14 protein-coding genes are annotated in these 19,325 nt (G+C 45.8%); 11 read left to right on the top strand and 3 right to left on the bottom strand.

The annotated features are described in order from the left end of the window. The first annotated feature begins 82 nt into the window (after positions 1-82). From guaB to H735_RS23895, 5 genes are all read left to right on the top strand, one after another. Positions 83-1,546 (top strand): IMP dehydrogenase, encoded by a 1,464-nt coding sequence (guaB, locus tag H735_RS23915; RefSeq protein WP_005447694.1) that lies wholly within the window; start codon positions 83-85, stop codon positions 1,544-1,546. Between the two features lie 126 nt (positions 1,547-1,672). Beyond that, positions 1,673-3,226: a glutamine-hydrolyzing GMP synthase gene (gene guaA, locus H735_RS23910; protein WP_005440283.1), complete on the top strand. Its 1,554-nt coding sequence runs from the start codon at positions 1,673-1,675 to the stop codon at positions 3,224-3,226. 164 nt (positions 3,227-3,390) lie between these two features. After that, positions 3,391-4,914, top strand: coding sequence for a Na+/H+ antiporter NhaC family protein (locus H735_RS23905; protein ID WP_020194992.1), 1,524 nt, complete (start codon positions 3,391-3,393; stop codon positions 4,912-4,914). Between the two features lie 200 nt (positions 4,915-5,114). Beyond that, complete coding sequence (locus tag H735_RS23900) at positions 5,115-6,824, top strand: glycoside hydrolase family 19 protein (RefSeq protein ID WP_020194993.1); 1,710 nt, start codon at positions 5,115-5,117, stop codon at positions 6,822-6,824. A gap of 179 nt (positions 6,825-7,003) precedes the next feature. Then, complete coding sequence (locus H735_RS23895; protein ID WP_009705589.1) at positions 7,004-7,597, top strand: acetate uptake transporter; 594 nt, start codon at positions 7,004-7,006, stop codon at positions 7,595-7,597. Positions 7,598-7,725: 128 nt separating this feature from the next. Here H735_RS23895 and H735_RS23890 read toward each other — a convergent pair whose 3' ends face one another. Both H735_RS23890 and H735_RS23885 read right to left on the bottom strand, forming a co-directional pair. After that, positions 7,726-9,273, bottom strand: coding sequence for an alanine/glycine:cation symporter family protein (locus H735_RS23890; protein ID WP_005440270.1), 1,548 nt, complete (start codon positions 9,271-9,273; stop codon positions 7,726-7,728). 307 nt (positions 9,274-9,580) lie between these two features. Further along, the gene (locus tag H735_RS23885; protein ID WP_027726598.1) at positions 9,581-10,837 is read right to left on the bottom strand and encodes a D-amino acid dehydrogenase; all 1,257 of its coding nucleotides are present in this window, start codon (positions 10,835-10,837) and stop codon (positions 9,581-9,583) included. A 106-nt stretch (positions 10,838-10,943) separates the two neighbouring features. On the opposite strand from H735_RS23885, the gene H735_RS23880 reads away from it, so the two are divergent. The 3 genes from H735_RS23880 to H735_RS23870 all read left to right on the top strand — a co-directional run bounded on the left by H735_RS23880 (position 10,944) and on the right by H735_RS23870 (position 13,730). Then, the gene (locus tag H735_RS23880) at positions 10,944-11,846 is read left to right on the top strand and encodes a LysR substrate-binding domain-containing protein (RefSeq protein WP_020194995.1); all 903 of its coding nucleotides are present in this window, start codon (positions 10,944-10,946) and stop codon (positions 11,844-11,846) included. A gap of 162 nt (positions 11,847-12,008) precedes the next feature. Then, positions 12,009-12,590: a DUF6795 domain-containing protein gene (locus tag H735_RS23875; RefSeq protein WP_020194996.1), complete on the top strand. Its 582-nt coding sequence runs from the start codon at positions 12,009-12,011 to the stop codon at positions 12,588-12,590. 3 nt (positions 12,591-12,593) lie between these two features. Beyond that, positions 12,594-13,730 (top strand): lipase family protein, encoded by a 1,137-nt coding sequence (locus tag H735_RS23870; RefSeq protein ID WP_020194997.1) that lies wholly within the window; start codon positions 12,594-12,596, stop codon positions 13,728-13,730. 44 nt (positions 13,731-13,774) lie between these two features. Here H735_RS23870 and H735_RS23865 read toward each other — a convergent pair whose 3' ends face one another. Beyond that, complete coding sequence (locus H735_RS23865; RefSeq protein ID WP_020194998.1) at positions 13,775-15,427, bottom strand: mechanosensitive ion channel family protein; 1,653 nt, start codon at positions 15,425-15,427, stop codon at positions 13,775-13,777. Positions 15,428-15,627: 200 nt separating this feature from the next. Between H735_RS23865 and H735_RS23860 the strand changes: the two genes are divergently transcribed. The 3 genes from H735_RS23860 to H735_RS23850 all read left to right on the top strand — a co-directional run bounded on the left by H735_RS23860 (position 15,628) and on the right by H735_RS23850 (position 19,271). Then, a complete protein-coding gene (locus H735_RS23860) occupies positions 15,628-16,896 on the top strand; it encodes an O-acetylhomoserine aminocarboxypropyltransferase/cysteine synthase family protein (protein WP_005440265.1) in 1,269 nt (422 codons plus the stop codon). A gap of 207 nt (positions 16,897-17,103) precedes the next feature. Then, entirely contained in the window at positions 17,104-18,432 is a 1,329-nt protein-coding gene (locus tag H735_RS23855; protein WP_020194999.1) for an aspartate aminotransferase family protein, read from the top strand. Then, positions 18,426-19,271, top strand: a complete 846-nt coding sequence (locus tag H735_RS23850; protein ID WP_020195000.1) for a beta-keto acid cleavage family enzyme — start codon at positions 18,426-18,428, stop codon at positions 19,269-19,271. The genes H735_RS23855 and H735_RS23850 overlap by 7 nt, the downstream gene beginning before the upstream one ends. Positions 19,272-19,325: the final 54 nt, after the last annotated feature.

The raw sequence follows: 19,325 nt of genomic DNA, 5'->3' as shown, positions 1-19,325 counted from the left end.
CAACCTAAAACTGGTTACCCTCATTATGCGAAACGATGAGATTGGATTGTCTTTTTACTCCTCTAATTGTGAGATATTGCAAATGCTAAGAATTGCCAAAGAAGCGCTGACATTCGATGACGTACTACTCGTGCCAGCTCACTCCACCGTTCTCCCAAACACAGCTGATCTTCGCACTCAGTTGACTAAGAACATCACCCTAAACATCCCAATGATTTCAGCGTCTATGGACACTGTTACTGAAGCTCGTCTAGCTATCGCGCTAGCGCAAGAGGGTGGCATTGGCTTTATCCACAAAAACATGTCTATTGAGCAGCAAGCTGCTGAAGTTCGTAAAGTTAAGAAGTTTGAAGCTGGTGTCGTTTCTGATCCAGTAACTGTTAGCCCTGAAGCGACTATCGCTGACGTGGTTGCACTGACTGAAAAACACGGCTTCGCTGGTTTCCCTGTCATCACAGAGAACAACGAGCTTGTAGGCATTATCACTGGTCGTGATGTGCGCTTTGTTACTGACCTTTCTAAGAAAGTGTCTTCAGTAATGACAGCAAAAGAAAACCTTGCAGCAGTAAAAGAAGGTGCTACACGTGAAGAAGTGCAAGAGAAGATGCACGAAGCACGCGTTGAGAAAGTATTGGTTGTGAACGATGAGTTCCAACTAACCGGTATGATCACTGCGAAAGACTTCCATAAAGCAGAACGTAAACCAAACGCATGTAAAGATGAGCGCGGTCGTCTACGTGTTGGCGCAGCCGTTGGTGCTGGCGCTGGTAACGAAGAGCGTGTTGCTGCTCTAGTTGAAGCAGGCGTTGACGTTCTACTTATCGACTCTTCACACGGTCACTCTGAAGGTGTACTAAACCGTATCCGCGAAACTCGCGCTGCTTACCCAGATCTAGACATCATCGGCGGTAACGTTGCGACAGGTGCTGGTGCTAAAGCACTTATCGAAGCGGGTGTTAGCGCAGTGAAAGTGGGTATCGGCCCTGGTTCAATCTGTACAACTCGTATCGTAACGGGTGTTGGTGTTCCTCAAGTAACAGCAATCGCAGACGCAGCAGAAGTGGCGAACTCATTCGGCATTCCAGTTATCGCTGACGGCGGTATCCGTTTCTCTGGTGACATCTGTAAAGCAATCGTGGCTGGCGCATCTTGTGTGATGGTTGGTTCAATGTTCGCAGGTACAGAAGAAGCACCGGGTGAAGTGATCCTTTACAACGGTCGTTCTTACAAGTCTTACCGTGGCATGGGCTCTCTTGGTGCGATGTCTCAAGGTTCATCTGACCGTTACTTCCAGTCTGATAATGCAGCAGACAAGCTAGTACCAGAAGGTATCGAAGGTCGTATCGCATACAAAGGTCGTCTAAAAGAAATCGTACACCAGCAAATGGGTGGTCTACGTTCAAGCATGGGTCTTACTGGCTCTGCAACGATTGAAGATATGCGTACTAAAGCTGAATTTGTTCGTATCTCAGGTGCGGGCATGGCTGAATCACACGTACACGACGTTCAAATCACTAAGGAAGCTCCAAACTACCGTCGCGGTTAATTTTTACTGTTGTAAAAATAAAACCTATACACTCGACGTAAACGTTTGCTTTTTTCCTTGAAGCATTAATAAGAGGCGAGTACACTCGCCTCCGTTTTAATAACCTAGCTTATAAGACTGCTCAAAATGACTAAAAATATTCATGACCAACGTATTCTGATCTTGGACTTCGGTTCTCAGTACACTCAGCTAGTAGCGCGCCGTGTACGTGAAATCGGTGTTTACTGTGAACTGTGGAGCTGGGACGTTGAAGAAGCGGATATTCGTGAATTCAATCCAGACGGTATCATCCTATCTGGTGGTCCAGAAAGCGTAACGGAAGATAACTCTCCACGCGCTCCTCAATACGTATTTGACTCTGGTGTGCCAGTACTAGGTGTATGTTACGGCATGCAAACTATGGCTGAGCAGCTAGGTGGTAAAGTAGCGGGTTCTACAGAACGTGAATTCGGCTACGCACAAGTTAAAGTTTCTGGTGAATCTGCACTATTTAAAGATCTTGAGCTAACTCAAGACGTGTGGATGAGCCACGGTGACAAAGTAGTAGAAATTCCTGCTGACTTCGTGAAAGTCGGTGAGACAGACACATGTCCGTACGCTGCGATGGCGAACGAAGAGAAGAAATACTACGGCGTTCAGTTCCACCCAGAAGTAACGCACACGAAAGGCGGCCTACAAATGCTAGAGAACTTCGTTCTTGGCGTATGTGGCTGTGAGCGTCTATGGACTTCTGAATCTATCATCGAAGACGCAGTTGCTCGTATTAAAGAGCAAGTGGGTGACGACGAAGTTATCCTAGGTCTATCTGGTGGTGTTGATTCATCGGTAGTAGCGATGTTGGTTCACCGTGCAATCGGCGACAAGCTAACTTGTGTGTTCGTAGATAACGGTCTTCTTCGTCTAAACGAAGGTCAGCAAGTAATGGATATGTTTGGCGACAAGTTCGGCCTAAACATCATTAAAGTTGATGCTGAAGACCGCTTCCTAAAAGCACTTGAAGGCAAGTCGGATCCAGAAGAGAAGCGTAAGACAATCGGTCACGTATTCGTAGACGTATTTGATGAAGAGTCTAAGAAGCTGAAAAACGCGAAATGGCTAGCTCAAGGTACGATTTACCCAGACGTTATCGAATCTGCTGCATCTAAGACTGGTAAAGCGCACGTGATCAAATCACACCACAACGTGGGCGGTCTTCCAGATGATATGGAAATGGGTCTTGTTGAGCCACTACGTGAGCTGTTCAAAGATGAAGTTCGTAAGATCGGTCTAGAGCTTGGTCTTCCGTACAACATGCTTTACCGTCACCCATTCCCGGGTCCTGGTCTAGGTGTTCGTGTTCTTGGTGAAATCAAGAAAGAGTACTGTGACTTGCTACGTCGTGCAGACGCTATCTTCATTGAAGAACTGCACGCTGCAGACCTATACAACAAAGTATCTCAAGCGTTCACGGTATTCCTACCAGTTCGTTCTGTAGGTGTAATGGGCGATGGTCGTAAGTACGATTGGGTTGTCTCTCTACGTGCGGTAGAAACTATCGACTTTATGACTGCGCATTGGGCACACCTACCATACGACTTCCTAGGTAAGGTTTCTAACCGTATCATCAACGAAGTTGACGGTATTTCTCGCGTGGTTTACGACATTTCTGGTAAGCCGCCAGCGACAATCGAATGGGAATAATTTCCTGTTAGATATACCAAATTGAAAACCAGCCTTCGGGCTGGTTTTTTTATGCCTGAAAAGTGTGAACGCAGGTCTCAACTTTTTTATTAGAAAATATATACATGCGAGATTGTTGAATGTATATTCATTTTTGGTGTTTAAATATTAAAGTTGGTATTGCTATGGAACAGGCAGAAGTTACCTCCCTCATCCCCATCATTATTACGTTAGTCCTCGCATTAACTACAAGAAACGTTGTTGTCGGTCTTTTTGCCGGCGTTGTTAGCGGTGTGGCTATGTTAGAAGGCACATTCGTTGACAAAGGTCCGCTCGATTCGTTTAGCGCACTGATGAAAAGTTACCTGTTGCCGCAACTGACTGACAGTTACAACGCGGGCGTCATCCTTCTTTTGGTTTTCATTGGTGGCTTTGTAGCCTTAATGGAGAAATCTGGCGGTGGCGTAGCGTTCGCTAAAAAGGTCACTCAATGGGTTGCTAGTAAATGCCAAGCGCAGCTTTCTGCTTGGTTTGGCGGCGTTGTTATTTTCTTTTCGGACCTTGGTACACCGTTAATTGTTGGCCCTGTCTTTCGTCCTCTTTTTGATAAACTGAAAGTCTCTCGCCAGAAACTAGCCTTTATCATCGATTCAACTTCATCCCCAGTGGCGATCCTGATCCCTTTCATCGGTTGGGGCGTTTACATCATGAGCCTGATTCAAAAAGAGTTTGCTGCACTGGATGTGGGTATCAGTGATTGGGATGCCTTTATTGGTGCGATTCCTTACCAGTTTTATGCCTTTTTAGCGATCGCGATTGTGCCGATTGTCTCTTTCTTCAAACTGGATTTTGGACCAATGGCGAAAGCTGAGCAGCTTGCAGAGCAGGGTTCTGATTTTGGAAAAGTGCAAGATTCATTGAATGTGTTTGAGCATAAAAATGCAAAAACAAGTTTTGTGTGGGCACCGCTGATCGTCATGCTCGTGGTGCTTTGTTCAATATTGGTTCCTCACGGTTTTCCATTTCAGAAAGTAGCAGGCTCAACTTTCCGTGCAGCACTGTCGTCGGCGTATTTCTTTGCTGCAATTACCCTAATTAGTTTGATGGCGTTTTATGGCGTGAGAAAGCTCTCTGATGGCATCCAGGTTTACCTAAAAGGGATGTCGAACATGATGTCCGTTGCGGTGATTCTAGTTCTCGCTTGGTCACTGAGTTCTGTTGGTAAAGAGCTTGGCGCTGCGGCCTACATTGCAGAGCAAGCACAAGCTGGCTTCCCTTACTGGTTATTGCCTGCCGTAGCGTTTCTATTGGCTGGGATTATCTCTTTTGCTACAGGGTCGTCATGGGGAACTTTTGCCATAATGATGCCATTGGTCATTCCAACTGCAGTCGCGATTGATGCGCCATTGCTGGTGTGTATCGGGGCGGTGCTATCTGGCGGCTTATTTGGTGATCACTGTTCGCCAATTTCTGAAACCACCATCTTGTCCTCTACAGGGGCGGGTTGTGAGCAGTATGAGCACTTTAGAACCCAATTGCCTTATGCGGTACTCAACGGGGCTATCGCCCTGACAAGCTTTCTAGTGGCAGGGGTAATGGCTTCTCCTGTAATTGTGCTGGTGGCAATAGTCGCGCAGTTTGCCATTTATTTGGTGCTCTCTAAGCAACAATCTTCACCGACGTTAGAGCAAGTAACAGCAGAGCAATAGCAATAAATGAGAGCGGGGGATTATCCCCCGTTTTCTTTTGAGTCGAGGTAACAGTTTTTGTGATACCCGCTGTGTAACAGTATTTATTTATGAAATTTGCGTCGCAGAATTAATTCACTTCACTCGGCGTTTTTTCTACATGATCCACTATGTGTCTAGTTATTCCTTGTATATTGTATTGTTAAATACGGAGATTAGACATGTTTGCACTCAAACATCTGCCTCTCGCATTGGGTTGTGTACTCGCTGCACAAGCTCATGCCAGCATGAATATCCAACCTGATCCACAAAACCCAAATGGTTACGTGATTGCTCGTGGCGACATCCAAGCTATGGAGCAAAGTAAAACCTCTGACCCTATGTATGCTATTTGGTCACAAGCGCTAGAGACTCGTCCAAATACGGTTGTTGAAGCGATTGTTCCAGGAGCTGCAAGCAATCCGGAAAACGTTAAGCGAGTTGAACGTGTCTTCCCTGAAAGCGAATGGAACTTCCTTACTCAGATGGCGGCACCCGAGTATACGTACACCCGTTTCTTGCGTGCGATCGGTAAGTTCCCTGCATTCTGTGGTGAGTACACAGACGGGCGTGATTCAGATGCGATTTGTAAGAAATCCATCGTGACAGCATTTGCGCACTTTGCTCAGGAAACCGGTGGTCACATTGCGGTTGATAACGTATCGGACAACCCGCTTGCACTTGAAGAGTGGCAACAAGCATTGGTTCACGTGCGGGAAATGGGATGGTCTGAAGGTCAAGAAGGTTACACCACAGGTTGTGGTCAGAACGATTGGCAAAATAAGCGTTGGCCTTGTGAACCTGGTCAGGGGTATTTCGGTCGTGGTGCAAAACAGCTTTCTTACCACTTCAACTACGGTGCGTTCTCTGAAGTGATGTTCGATGGCGATGCATCGGTATTGCTGAAAAATCCGGGTTTAGTCGCTGACTCATGGTTGAACTTAGCTTCTGCAATTTGGTTCTTCTTAACGCCTCAAGCGCCAAAACCAGCAATGCTTCACGTGATTGATCGTACTTGGGTACCATCTCAGCGTGAAATTGATGCGGGCATTGGCTACGGCTTTGGTACCACGATCAACGTCATCAACGGTGGTATTGAGTGTGGTGAGCAAAACAAAGACAAAGGTCAGCCAGTTAACCGCATTCGTTACTGGGAAGGTCTAGCGGCACACTATCAGATTCCTATCGAAGCCGATGAGACCAATACCTGTTGGCAACAAACGCCTTACGGTAGCTTAAACCTTAACGGTGCTACTGACGTGCTTTACACCAACTGGGATGGTAACTGGAAGTACTACTCAGATCGCCCAGGCGGTCACTCATTTGAATGTGAGTTGGTTGGCTTCCAAACTGCGTATTCGGCGCTAGTGGCTGGTGATTACGAGAAGTGTGTTACTAACTTCTACCAATCTCATGCAGGTTGGCCTGAAGTTCGCGTTGTCGATAAATTAGACCCAGTCGATCCGGTTGACCCACCTGTAGGCGGTGTTGCTGCATGGGATGCAGGCAAGGTTTATAACACGGGCGACCAAGTCTCTTACAAGGGGGCTGTATATGAAGCGAAGTGGTGGTCACAAGGTAATGAGCCTACTAAAGGTGACCCTTGGAAATTGGTCTCAGGTACGCCAACAGAGCCACCAGCGACTGAACCGCCAACGACTGAGCCACCTGTAACAGAACCACCTGTCACCGAGCCGCCAGTGACAGAGCCTCCGGTTACTGAACCACCAGTATCGGGTGACTTTATTGCATGGGAACCTGGTGTGACTCAAGTGGCTAATGGCGACAAAGTGACTTATCAAGGTAAATGCTTTATCGCGAAAAATGGACCGGGTGTATGGGAATCACCGACACAGAGCAATTGGTTCTGGGATGAGATCTCTTGCCAGTAATTGAACAATAAATAGTCTAACTATCTATAAAGACTCTGCTTTTTAGCAGGGTCTTTTTTTATTCGTTTTGTTGTTTATTTATGCAATCTAAGTTTTCAATAACGTCTTTTCTCTTTTGTTTTTGAGTCCATTAAAATTCGCGCGCAATTTTTATCAACATTTTTGAAAAGGTAATGTACATGTCTACAAAACTGGCTAACCCAGCGCCACTAGGTCTAATGGGTTTTGGTATGACTACCATCCTGCTAAACATCCACAACGCAGGTTTCTTCCCAATGGATTCTATGATTCTGGCTATGGGCATCTTTTACGGTGGTCTAAGCCAAGTACTTGTTGGCATGATGTGCTTCAAGCGTGGTGACACGTTCGGTACGACTGCATTTACTTCTTACGGTCTATTCTGGCTAACACTAGTTGGTCTAATCGTAATGCCTTACATGGGCCTTCCAGCAAGCCCTGCACACTTCATGGGTTGGTACCTACTGCTATGGGGTATCTTCACTGGCTTCATGTTTATTGGTTCTCTATGCTACCCAGTAGCGAAGCAAGTAGTATTCGGTTCTCTTACTATTCTGTTCTTCCTACTAGCGGCACGTGACTTCACTGGTAGCGAGCTGATCGGTACTATCGCTGGCTTCGAAGGTATCTTCTGTGGCGCGAGCGCAATCTACTTTGCAATGGCTCAAGTACTAAACAACGAATACGGCCGTACCGTACTTCCTGTTGGTGAAAAGCAAAAGCCACAAGTTGCTACGCAAGAAATCGCTGCATAATCGCTTCGAATTGAATGCAAAAGAAAAGGGTTAGCCACTGGCTAACCCTTTTTTAATGTCCGTTGTGCGGACCACCGCTTTTTCTTATTTACCTGCCAACCCATTGGGGGAGGATGTTAAGTGAAGCATTAGGTAGATGGTTGCTCTACCGTTTCTGTTGTATCGCTGTCTGCGGTTGGTGCTTTACCTGTTTTGCGCTTGTACTTCTCTTCCCAGTAAGTCGCGCCTTTAATACCAAGCGCTACTGGGTTGAACGTAAACTCAGTCACACCGCGTTTCTGTTGCTCTTCGTAGTCAGCCAGCGCTTTTAGTGCAGGTTTCGACATGAAGAAGATGATCAGAATGCCGACAATGTTCAGCCATGCCATTAGACCTACGCCCACATCACCCATTGCCCACGCAAGATTCGCTGTCTTAACCGTACCGTAGAATACCGCCGAGATAAGAATGACCTTCAAGATAAACATCAGACCGTTTACTTTCACAGTGCGACGGATGTATGCAATGTTGGTTTCTGCGATGTAGTAGTACGCCAGAATTGTTGTGAAGGCGAAGAAGAATAGCGCAATTGCGATGAATGGCTTACCTACGCCTGGTAGGGCACTCTCAATCGCCATTTGCGTAAACACAGGGCCATTCGCACCGATATCCGCTGGAAGGTTCTGTACTAGGAACGCGCCTTCTACTGCACCGTGAACGTTGTATGCGCCAGTGATAAGAATCATAAACGCCGTTGCTGAACACACTAGCAGTGTATCGATGTAGATTGAGAATGACTGAACAAGACCTTGCTGTGCTGGGTGATCAACACTTGCCGCTGCTGCTGCGTGAGGACCTGTACCTTGGCCTGCTTCGTTAGAGTAAACACCACGTTTTACACCCCAACCAATCGCAGCACCAATACCTGCCATTGGTGTAAATGCATCACCAATGATCATGCCAACGATGCGTGGAATCTCACCGATGTTAAGTAGGATGATAACGAACGCGGTGATGATGTAAGCCAGCGCCATGAAAGGAACCACAATTTGAGTGAAGTTCGCGATGCGCTTTACACCACCAAAAATGATGAAGGCAAGAATGACACAGACAACCGTACCAGTGAAAATTTTAGCGAAACTGAAGGTACCAATAGCGGTTTCAATCATGTCACCTGAGCCAAATGCTGCTTCTACTGCGTTACCAATACTGTTCGATTGAACGCCAGGAAGTAGAACACCACATGCAAAGATGGTTGCGATAGCGAAGATCCATGCGTACCACTTCTGACCCATTGCTTTTTCGATGTAGTAAGCTGGACCGCCGCGGAATTCGCCTTCGTCTTCTTCTTTATAAATCTGTGCGAGTGTTGATTCTGCGTATGCCGTTGCTGCACCAAAGAAGGCAACAACCCACATCCAGAATACTGCACCAGGGCCACCGAAGCCGATAGCAGCAGCAACACCTGCAATATTACCTGTGCCTACACGGCCAGATAGTGAAACGGCCAAAGCCTGAAATGATGAAATCCCCTTGGTTGAACTCTTACCATTAAGTAGCAAGCGCCACATTTCAAAGAAGTGACGAATCTGCACAAAGCGCGTCATGATCGAGTAGAACAAACCAGCGCCAAGACACAGATAGATCAGTGCCGGACTCCAGATAATTCCATTCAGAAAATCAACTAATGACTGCATGAGTATTTTCCCTGTTTGTTATGGTTGTGGTTGTTTTTCGTACAACACATTACCTTTTTTTGTAATGTAATTGTTAACCTTTTTAACTAGAAATCCCTTGTAGCGTGATGGTGGGCACAGAATGGTTAAATATTGTTAAAAATTGGTTCTTGTTATGTATCTGTGTGGTTTTTATTGGAAATAACAATGAATTGATTGAATATGCAGCACATTGTCATGAAAATGTGCTGCGAGAGATGAAAGTCATATCTTCTGAATGCTATTCAACTTGTGGAGTAATACACTGTTTGAAATGGTTTGCAGGTGTTTAAGCGTAACGACTTAGGTTCAATTCTGAGTGATTTGTCACTTTGGGAACGGCGTTCATGATGACGTCTGTCAGTATCTGAGCTGAGCCACAAGCCATAGTCCAACCGAGCGTGCCATGCCCTGTGTTCGTAAACAAATTCTCGTAAGGTGTTGTCCCAATAATGGGCGTACCATCGGGTGTCATAGGGCGAAATCCACTCCAAAACTCGGCTTGAGTAAAATCGGCGCTTTGCGGAAACAGATCTCGAATCACCATTTCAATCGTATTTTTGCGTTTTTGCGGCAACGAAGGATCAAAGCCAGCAAGCTCCGCGGTTCCTGCTACACGAATGCGGTCATCAAAGCGTGTCATTGCGACCTTATAGGCTTCATCCATGACGGTAGAACGAGGCGCAAATTGCTCACACTCAATTGGCACCGTCAGTGAATATCCTTTGACGGGATAGACTGGAATGTCGATCTCAAGCTGTTTGAGTAACGCTGTAGAATAGCTGCCAGAGGCAAGGACAAACTGCTCTGCGTTAAACAAACCTCGGTCCGTTTGGACACCCATGATCTTTTTGCCTACAGTAACCCAATTGCTTACCTCCGTATTGAATTCAAACCTTACACCATGGGTTTTTGCTAGCTCTGTTAACTGCTGGCAGAACTGAAAACAATCACCTGTTTCGTCATCGGGCAGATATAACCCACCGACCAATTTTTCTTTTACTAATGCCAACCCTGGCTCTTGCTTGATGCACTGTTCGACATCCATTAACTGAAAACGTGTACCGCTTTGCTCTAACAACTCAAGGTCTTTCTCTATGGCATCGAGCTGTTGTTGAGAGCGAAATACTTGCAAGGTGCCTAACTGGCGTCCCTGGTATTCAATCGCATGATCACGGCGCAACTGCTCCAGACACGCACGGCTATGATTGGCGATAGAGAGCATTCGGGCTTTGTTGATTTGATAGCGGGATAAAGTGCAGTTCGACACCATTTGCGTTGCCCAGCGGATAAGCTTCGGGCTGAGAGATGGTTTTATTTTGAGTGGTGCATGCTCTTCAGTGAGCCACTTTATGGCTTTGAGTGGAATCCCCGGCGCAGCCCATGGTGAAGAGTAACCATAAGAGATTTGTCCGGCGTTAGCGAAGCTGGTTTCCATCGCACTGCTTGGTTGGCGATCGATCACTGTCACCTGATAGCCTGCCTGAGATAAATACCAAGCCGAGGTTAAGCCGATAACACCACTGCCTATTACGATGACTTCCATTGATGCGCTCCACACATTTTCGATGTTGCGCAGTTTCTCTTCTTTACCTTTTGTTAACAATCGATATAAATTACATTCAGCGTTTAGAAAAACTATAGGCTCAAAGATGAAAAGCAGTGTCGTTAGCGGATTGTGGTTATTCAGCCAAGTGGCGGAACACAGCAGCTTTACCAGTGCTGCAAAGGCATTGCACCTAACGACGGGGGCGATCAGCCAGCAAATCATTCAGTTAGAAGAACAGCTTGGTTTTACTTTGTTTGAACGCCACTCGCGTGGAATTCGATTGACGCCTAAAGGATTGCAGTTATCTCAATCCTCACAATTTCACTTCTCAGAACTAGGAAAGACACTTAAAGAGCTACAAATTGAAAAGCCCCACAATGAAATTCGCCTCAAGCTGACGCCTTCTTTTGCGTTTAAATGGTTGGTTCCACGCCTTGAAAGCTTTCATCTAGAAAACCCCGATCTCCAAGTGCAGATTTTTGCAGAGGGAGCACTAGTGAATAGTGAGCTAAAGGACTATGACGTTGCGATAGACTACGGTTCTCATCCCTATCGAGATAAAAGCGCAGAGCGGATTCTCAATGAGCAACTTCTACCGGTGATGAGCCCCAAATACCTTGAGGATCATAGGTGGCTAAAAACTCTTAAAGCGTCACCAGAACAATGGAGAGACGCGACATTACTGCACGATGTTATGCCATGGGATAAGGCTCCGCGTGACTATGAATGGCTGTACTGGGCATCAAGCATGGGGATCGATTTCAAAACAGAGGTAGGGCACTTCTTTAATCGTACGGATATGGCAATGTCTGCCGCCGAAGCTGGAGTGGGGATAGCAATGGCACGTATGGCGCTGGTGGAAGATGAACTTGAAAGCGGTCGCTTAGTCTCGCCATTTGAACCAGTGGATGCTAACGCAGGCTACTACCTGATCATTAATACCAAAAGTGAGCCTACAGCACGATTTAGACGTTGGCTTTTACAGCAAGTCCAATCATCAATGTAGAGAGATAATTGGCACGAGTGTTTAAGAAATAATAAAAATAAATTTCTTAATTACATGATACTTCGAATTGCTTCCCACAAATTGCCTTCCGTTTATTAACTCCTCTCACTCTGTCTTCTTTTTCCATATCATCCAAAAATTAATCAATGGATGAGAAAGACTATGGCTAAAAGAATCTCTCTTATGTTGGCCCTAGCTCTATTTTCGGTAGGAGCAAGTGCAATGTTTTGGCCGTTCAAAAAATACGATGTGGAAATGTCTCCGGACGTGCGTGGTGTTATCAAGCTTGATGGCGTGCCGCAGGCGGGGTTGACGGTTCATCGAGAGCTTTATTATGAAGGGTACAAAAAAGGCAAAACCTTAACGGACGAAGTTCAGACCAATGAGCTAGGAGAATTTTCTTTTGAACGGATCGTTGTTCGTTCTAGTGCTCCTGGAGATCTCTTTGGAGGTAGTTTGAAGGTCTATCAAAACATCTGTGTCGATTGCGACTCTGAAAAGAAAGAGATCTGGGGCACATGGGTACCAACTGAAGGTGCGGAATCACTGCGTTGGATGCTAATGAACGTAGATTGTGAATTATCAAACAGTAAGCGAATTCATGAGGTTGAAATATATTCTGATAGTAATAGGCGCACACCCGTTCATTCGGTATGTGATTGGAACAATCAGAAAATTGATACATACGAATATGATGAAACGACTGATACCCATGTGTTAAAAAGCAAGATCAAGGAAGAGTAATAAATGAGCGCTATTTCTCCTTTACTGGCTAGTGAGCTAAGCATTATTGCTTATGAAGTTAAGCATAATCTTGAACGTGTGAAACTGCCTGCTGTAGTTGATAATCACTTTAGTTTTTCGAAAGTAGAAGTCGGTACATCTGGTGGTTTTTTCTTTCGCCCTGAAACTGGATTTGCTTTGTTGGGGAAAGGAAAAAGTCAGCGTCACAAGAACGACTTAGTCCTAGCTTTTAGAGGTACCGCAGGGTTAGCTGATGGAATCACCGACTTAACTTGTAGTGGAAAAGGAACGGGGACAGGAGAGGTCGTTCACTCTGGGTTTCAAACGACTTTCTATTCTATGAAAAAAGGCCTAACTCGCTTTCTGCGTGATAATCCGGTTATGGGTAATGGCACTATTCATTGTGTCGGACACAGTTTAGGCGGCGCACTTGCCACTTTGGCTGCAAATTGGATATCGGCTTCTCCTGAATTTAAAGGAAAAGTTAATTTGTATACCTTTGGCTCACCGCGGGTGGGAATGAAGTCGTTTTCTGTTAACTCATCTTCGCGTATATCGTCCCATTTTCGTTGTGTGAATGGTGCAGACCCCGTGACAAAAGCGCCAGTGTGGCCTTTTTATCATGTGCCTTATGATGGTTCAGAGTACATATTGAACCGTGCTCAGGGACTGCTTCCTAGTGCGCATTTTATGTCGGAATATAGCTCTTACACACAATCAGCAATGTGGGATAGCCTAGGGCTTCAAAAAGCGAATTCAGCTTTTAAACGTGTAGTCCTGAATTACGAGAATCGATTGCAAGCGAAACCTTCTGCTGATTGGGCAGATAAGATTTCAGCGGCAATCCTTACACTGTTGATTGATGGTGGCTTTGCGGCAACAGTTTTTGCATTACAAAGTGGCGGTGCTGCAATCGCGACTATCTACGATGCGATGGCGCGCTCAATGGTAAAAATCTCAGAGCTTTCTAGTGAATTTGCCTCTCGCGTAAAAGGCTTACTTGGTCATATGTTGGTGTTTGCAGGTAAGGTTGCCCAAATTGCGATTAAATTCACTTTCCCCTTTATCCGTTGGGTATTCGAACTGGTTTTAGGCAAACTAAATACAGCAGTAAAAGCCGCACTAAAAACTAGCTTTTAGTCTTCAATATAAAACCGCCTCATTCGAGGCGGTTTTTTAAATCTCTATGTTTGAGGGACTGCTTGAACGGTCTTGGGTGTGACTGCTGGCGCTGGCTGTAAAGTATCTGTGGCGAGGTATGTGGTACTTGAAGGGAAAGCAAATTGAGCGCCTTCTGCGGTAATGATCTTATCAATCAAGATAAGAAGTTCTTGCTGCAAGTTGAGGAATGTCTCTCTATTTGTCGTGTTCAAATGAGCGAGTATTTCAATATCCAGACTGTAAGCATTGAAGGCACTAAAGTGAACTCGAAGCGGTGAATCTAAAACATCGGGATGCTCTTTTAGTAAGGACGTAATTTTCTCTGTAATGCTCTGCAATTGAGACATGCTAGTCTCATAGCGTAACCCGATAGTCGCTTTGAAAGGATATCGGTCACGACGGCTGTAGTTGATGATCTCTCGCTTAATAAGGTCACCATTGGCAATGGTGATTTGTGTTCGGTCTTTCGCTCGAATTCGTGTTGAACGCACACCTATTTGTTCGATAACTCCTGACTGGCTGCCAATTTGGCAGTAATCACCCACCGATAACGATTTGTCTAGGAACAAGATAACCCCACCGATTAAGTTCTCCATAGTTGGACGGATAGCGAGTGCGATTGCCATTCCCATTCCCCCTAAACTCAAGCCAGTCACAATGCCATAAACAGGGACTCCTAAGCGATTCAAACCATAACCAAGACAGGCAATGGCTGCCATTGAACCTAATAAAGTGCCAATTATTTGGGTCAGACTTTGGCGAAGCGTGGTATTCGTGCGCTGCTTACTCATTAATAAACGGCAAGTTTTGTAAATCAATAGGTAAGCCACTTGACTGAGTAGTAGCCAACAAATGAGTTCTATGATGACGTTAAGCGTCGACATCAGTATGCCAGTTAAGTTGAGTTGATAGTCTGCGAGATAGAGAAAGCCACTCAAAGTAAGTACGGCACATATGGCTTTCGAAATCGGAGAGTGAATATGGTTATAGAGCAAAGCAAGTAAGGAGATGGTTAGAGAAAGAACCAACCCGAGCCATTGCCATATCGCTTGATCTCCATATTCAAGCATAAATACGCTTGGTAATGTTTCTACGAGGTGAAACCATGTTGGTGGAATCAATCGTCCTGCGCTTAGCGAATAATACTGGTAGTAATCCAAGTCCGCGCCTGAATGAGAGGGTAGATGCTTTACCAACAAGTAATCACTGTAAAGCCCATGCACGGTTTGCGCTGAGAAACGGTACTGTCCATCAGCTTGTTTGATCAGCTCCAAACCCGTATCTGGTATTTGCCAGCGATCCAGTGTGTTGCTATCTGGAATGAGTGATAAGTCCAAAGGCGGGGCTCGGTCGAGAATTTCTTTCATCAACATGACCGATTCAATAGCAACTCGATTTTGGCTAGATTCCGGTACTTTAGACAGATCGAAGGTTTGAGTTGCTTTGTCGAAAAGTGCATAGATGTGTTGTCGGTTTGGTTCGGTATTTTGGGTTGGATCTTCGATGATTTCTGTCAGCTGCTGATTCGCTTGTGAAACCAAAGTCTCAAAGCTTGTGAGTGCTTTTTGAGGGCTAGAGAGATCGGGAGGTGCGAGGGGGAAAGCTTCCTCAGCCTGAGCAAAGAACGTGAAAAGTACACAGCAGACACTGAGTATCGATGATGTGATTGTTTTCATTATATTATCCTAGCCTTGTGATTATTGAATAAGTCTAGTCAATGATTTTCATATGCGGAAAAGCCTTGTTGTTATCTCTTTATCTCCGTCTGACTTGAATAAAGTCCAATCCCTTCAATGTGACTCAAACAGCTTTTCTTTGCTGAAAAAATCGGCAATATAAAAGAATAACCATTCACTCAATAGTTCAGGGAAGATGCATGAAAGACGAAACACTCTCGATCCATTTTGGCTACGAAACCGACCCAACAACCAAATCTGTTGCGACACCGATTTACCAGACGGTCGCGTATGAGTTTGATAATGCTCAGCATGGTGCCGATCTCTTTAACCTTGAAGTTCCAGGTAACATTTACACCCGCATTATGAACCCAACCAATGACGTGTTGGAAAAACGTATGGCAGCACTAGAAGGTGGTATTGCTGGTTTGGTTGTCAGTGCAGGCAGTGCGGCAATTAACTATGCCATTCTCACGCTCGCGCAAGCCGGCGATAACATCGTTTCTACTCCTCAGCTATACGGCGGCACTTACACTTTATTTGCGCATATGTTGCCGAACCAAGGTATTGAGGTACGTTTTGCCAAGGATGACAAACCTGAAAGTCTCGCTGAGCTTATCGATGAGAATACCAAAGCGGTTTACTGTGAAAGCATTGGTAATCCGGCTGGCAATATCATCGATCTTGAACGTGTTGCTGAGCTGGCTCATGCGCAGGGCGTGCCTGTCATTGTAGACAATACAGTCGCAACTCCAGTGCTATGTAAGCCAATTGAATTTGGTGCAGATATCGTGGTTCATTCATTGACTAAGTACGTGGGTGGTCACGGTACGACATTAGGTGGCATCATCATTGATTCGGGCAAGTTTCCTTGGGCGCAGCACAAAGATCGTTTCCCAGTATTTAATCAGCCTGAACCTTCTTACCACGGCGTGGTTTACACCGAGGCATTTGGAGAGGCTGCGTTTATTGGCCGTGCTCGCACCGTTCCTTTGCGTAATACTGGTTCTGCTTTGTCACCGATGAATGCGTTTATGTTGATGCAGGGCCTGGAAACGCTGTCGTTGCGTATGGAGAGACACACCGAAAACGCACTCAAAGTTGCGGAATACTTAAGCCAGCACGATAAAGTGAGTTGGGTAAGTTACGCAGGCTTGCCAGACTCTGAGTTCTATCCATTGGCAGAGAAATACATGCAAGGTAAGCCGTCGGCGATCTTGTCGTTTGGTTTAAAAGACGGTTACGAGGCGGGTGTGCGTTTTTACGATGCGCTTAAGATATTCAAGCGACTGGTGAATATTGGTGATGCGAAGTCGCTTGCTTGTCATCCTGCATCAACTACACACCGACAGTTGAGTGAGGCGGAGCAAAAGCAAGCGGGCGTCTCTCCAGAGATGATTCGTTTGTCTGTCGGCATTGAACATATCGATGATATTCTGGCTGATTTAGAACAAGCTCTGAACGCGTAATTATACTTTCTAACATAGCTTTGGGTTACCCATAGGTCAGCCTTACCAAAAGCTGGTCTTATTTCTATAAGGTGCTTATTTATAATGATTTTTTAGCATTTGGGTTACGGTATTCCAAATGCTCATGGTGGTGTACTTTTCTTACCTTGCGTATAAGTCTCATCTTACTGACTATGCTTAGAAAATAGTCACTAGGAAAGGACGCTCATGTCTTACGTGTTTCACCGTCATTGCCACACCAAATTGCCCACTATCGCCAGAGGGGAAGGGGTTTACCTGTTCGATAACCAAGGCAACCAATACCTCGATGCTTGCGGTGGCGCTGCCGTATCAAACCTTGGGCACAGCCACCAAGCTGTTAAACAAGCCATGCTCGACCAAATCGAAAAAGTACCTTTTGCTCATACTGGCTTTTTTACTAGTGAAGTAAGTGAGCAGTTAGCTGAGTTGATTTGCCAGCAAATGCCATCGCGATTCAATCACGTCTACTTAGTCAGTGGGGGCTCTGAAGCGGTTGAATCTGCACTAAAGATGGCAAGACAATACTTTGTGGAATGTGGTAAGCCAGAGAAAAAGCAGTTTATTGCTCGCCAGCAAAGTTATCACGGTAATACGCTTGGTGCGTTGGCTGTTGGTGGTAATGAATGGCGGCGTGAGCCTTTTAAACCCATTTTGCACCCAAGCCATCACATTGCGCCGTGCTATGCCTATCGTCATCAAAGAGAAGGTGAATCAGAGCTCGATTACTCACTGAGAGCTGCCAATGAACTTGAAGCTAAAATTTTAGAGCAGGGCGCAGATAACGTCATGGCGTTTGTTGCAGAGCCGATTGTTGGCGCAACAGCTGGCGCAGTACCTGCCACTCAAGGTTACTTCAAACGAATACGAGAGATTTGCGATCGCTATGATGTGTTGCTGATCATGGATGAAGTGATGTGTGGCGTTGGACGTAGCGGTAGCTTTTTTGCTTTTGAACAAGAGCAAGCCGTCCCAGATTTAGTCTGCATGGCGAAAGGATTAGGTGCGGGTTATCAACCTATCGGAGCCGTTGTTGCCAATGACAGAGTCTATCAAGCAATCGCGTCTGGTAGTGGCTTCTTTCAACATGGGCATACTTTTATGGCGCATCCCGTCGCATGCGCAGCCGCCGTTGCAACCATTCAGACCATCGGTGACCAAAAGCTCCTGCAAGCCGTCAATCAACAAGGGGCGATGTTAAAAAGAGAGCTCGAATCGGCGCTTTCAGACTTCCCATATATTGGGGATATTCGTGGTAAAGGGCTGTTTCTTGGCATTGAGCTTGTAGCAGACAAAGTAAGTAAAATCCCTCTGCCTAATTCAATTTTGGTAGACAAAAAGATCAAACATCAAGCGATGAAAAATGGACTGATGTGCTATCCAATGGGGGGCACGATTGATGGTGTCAATGGGCATCATATCCTTCTTGCTCCGCCTTTTATCATCGAACGAAGCCACATCGACGAGCTGGTGGAAAAGCTCACTCGTACACTCAGAGAGGTGTCGAAAACATGGTAATAAATTCCCCAATAGAAAGAGCTCGAATCGCGATTATTGTTGCGCCTAATGGAGCGAAAAAAACCAAGCAAGACCATGCTCAATTGCCGATGAATACTGAAGAAATGGTTGCCGAGGCGAAAGCATGTCAGACGGCAGGGTCTACCATGATCCATTTGCACGCGAGAGATGTGCAAGGCAGGCATTCTCTAGAGGTTGATGACAACTTAGAAATCTACCACGCGGTGAAAGCTGCGGTTGGGAATTCGATGATAGTTCAGCTCACAACTGAGGCTGTTGGTATGTATTCACCACAACAGCAAATGGCGCTGATCAAAGTGGTAAAACCAGAAGCCGCTTCTTTTGCTTTGCGTGAACTGATTCCTGATGAGCAGAGTGAGGAGCAAGGTCTTGTCTTTTTTGATTGGGTCGCTTCTCAGGGCATTCTCAGCCAAATCATTTTGTATGATCAGGCAGACATCGAGCGCTATTTCTCCCTAAGAGAGCGAGGCGTTTTACCAAAGCAAAACCAACACGCGTTAGTGGTACTTGGTCGATATCATGAACCTCAACAATCTTCGCCATGGGACTTACGGGCACTGCATTTGGAGCGATTTATCGAAGAGAACGTTAGATGTGCCGTGTGCGCGTTTGGCGCGAGAGAGCAAGACTGTTTAACCCATGCAATGTTACTGGGATTGGATGTTCGGGTAGGCTTTGAGAACAACCATTTGAGTTCGGATGGTCAGCTCGCGAAAAGCAATGCAGAGCAAGTTCGGCGATTGAAAGAGATTTGTGAATTGCTCGATGTGCCCCTGCATGATGCGGAGAGTTTTCGCCTTAGCCTGAGTGGTAGTTGATTTGAGAGATTCCTGACTCAGTCGTTCCTCCTTCTCGATGTATGGACTCCCCCC

The organism is Vibrio owensii CAIM 1854 = LMG 25443 (assembly GCF_000817815.1).
GTDB classification, from domain to species: Bacteria; Pseudomonadota; Gammaproteobacteria; order Enterobacterales; family Vibrionaceae; genus Vibrio; species Vibrio owensii.
Note: the sequence above shows the minus strand (reverse complement) of the source record. Positions and strands in the feature narration are given on the sequence as shown.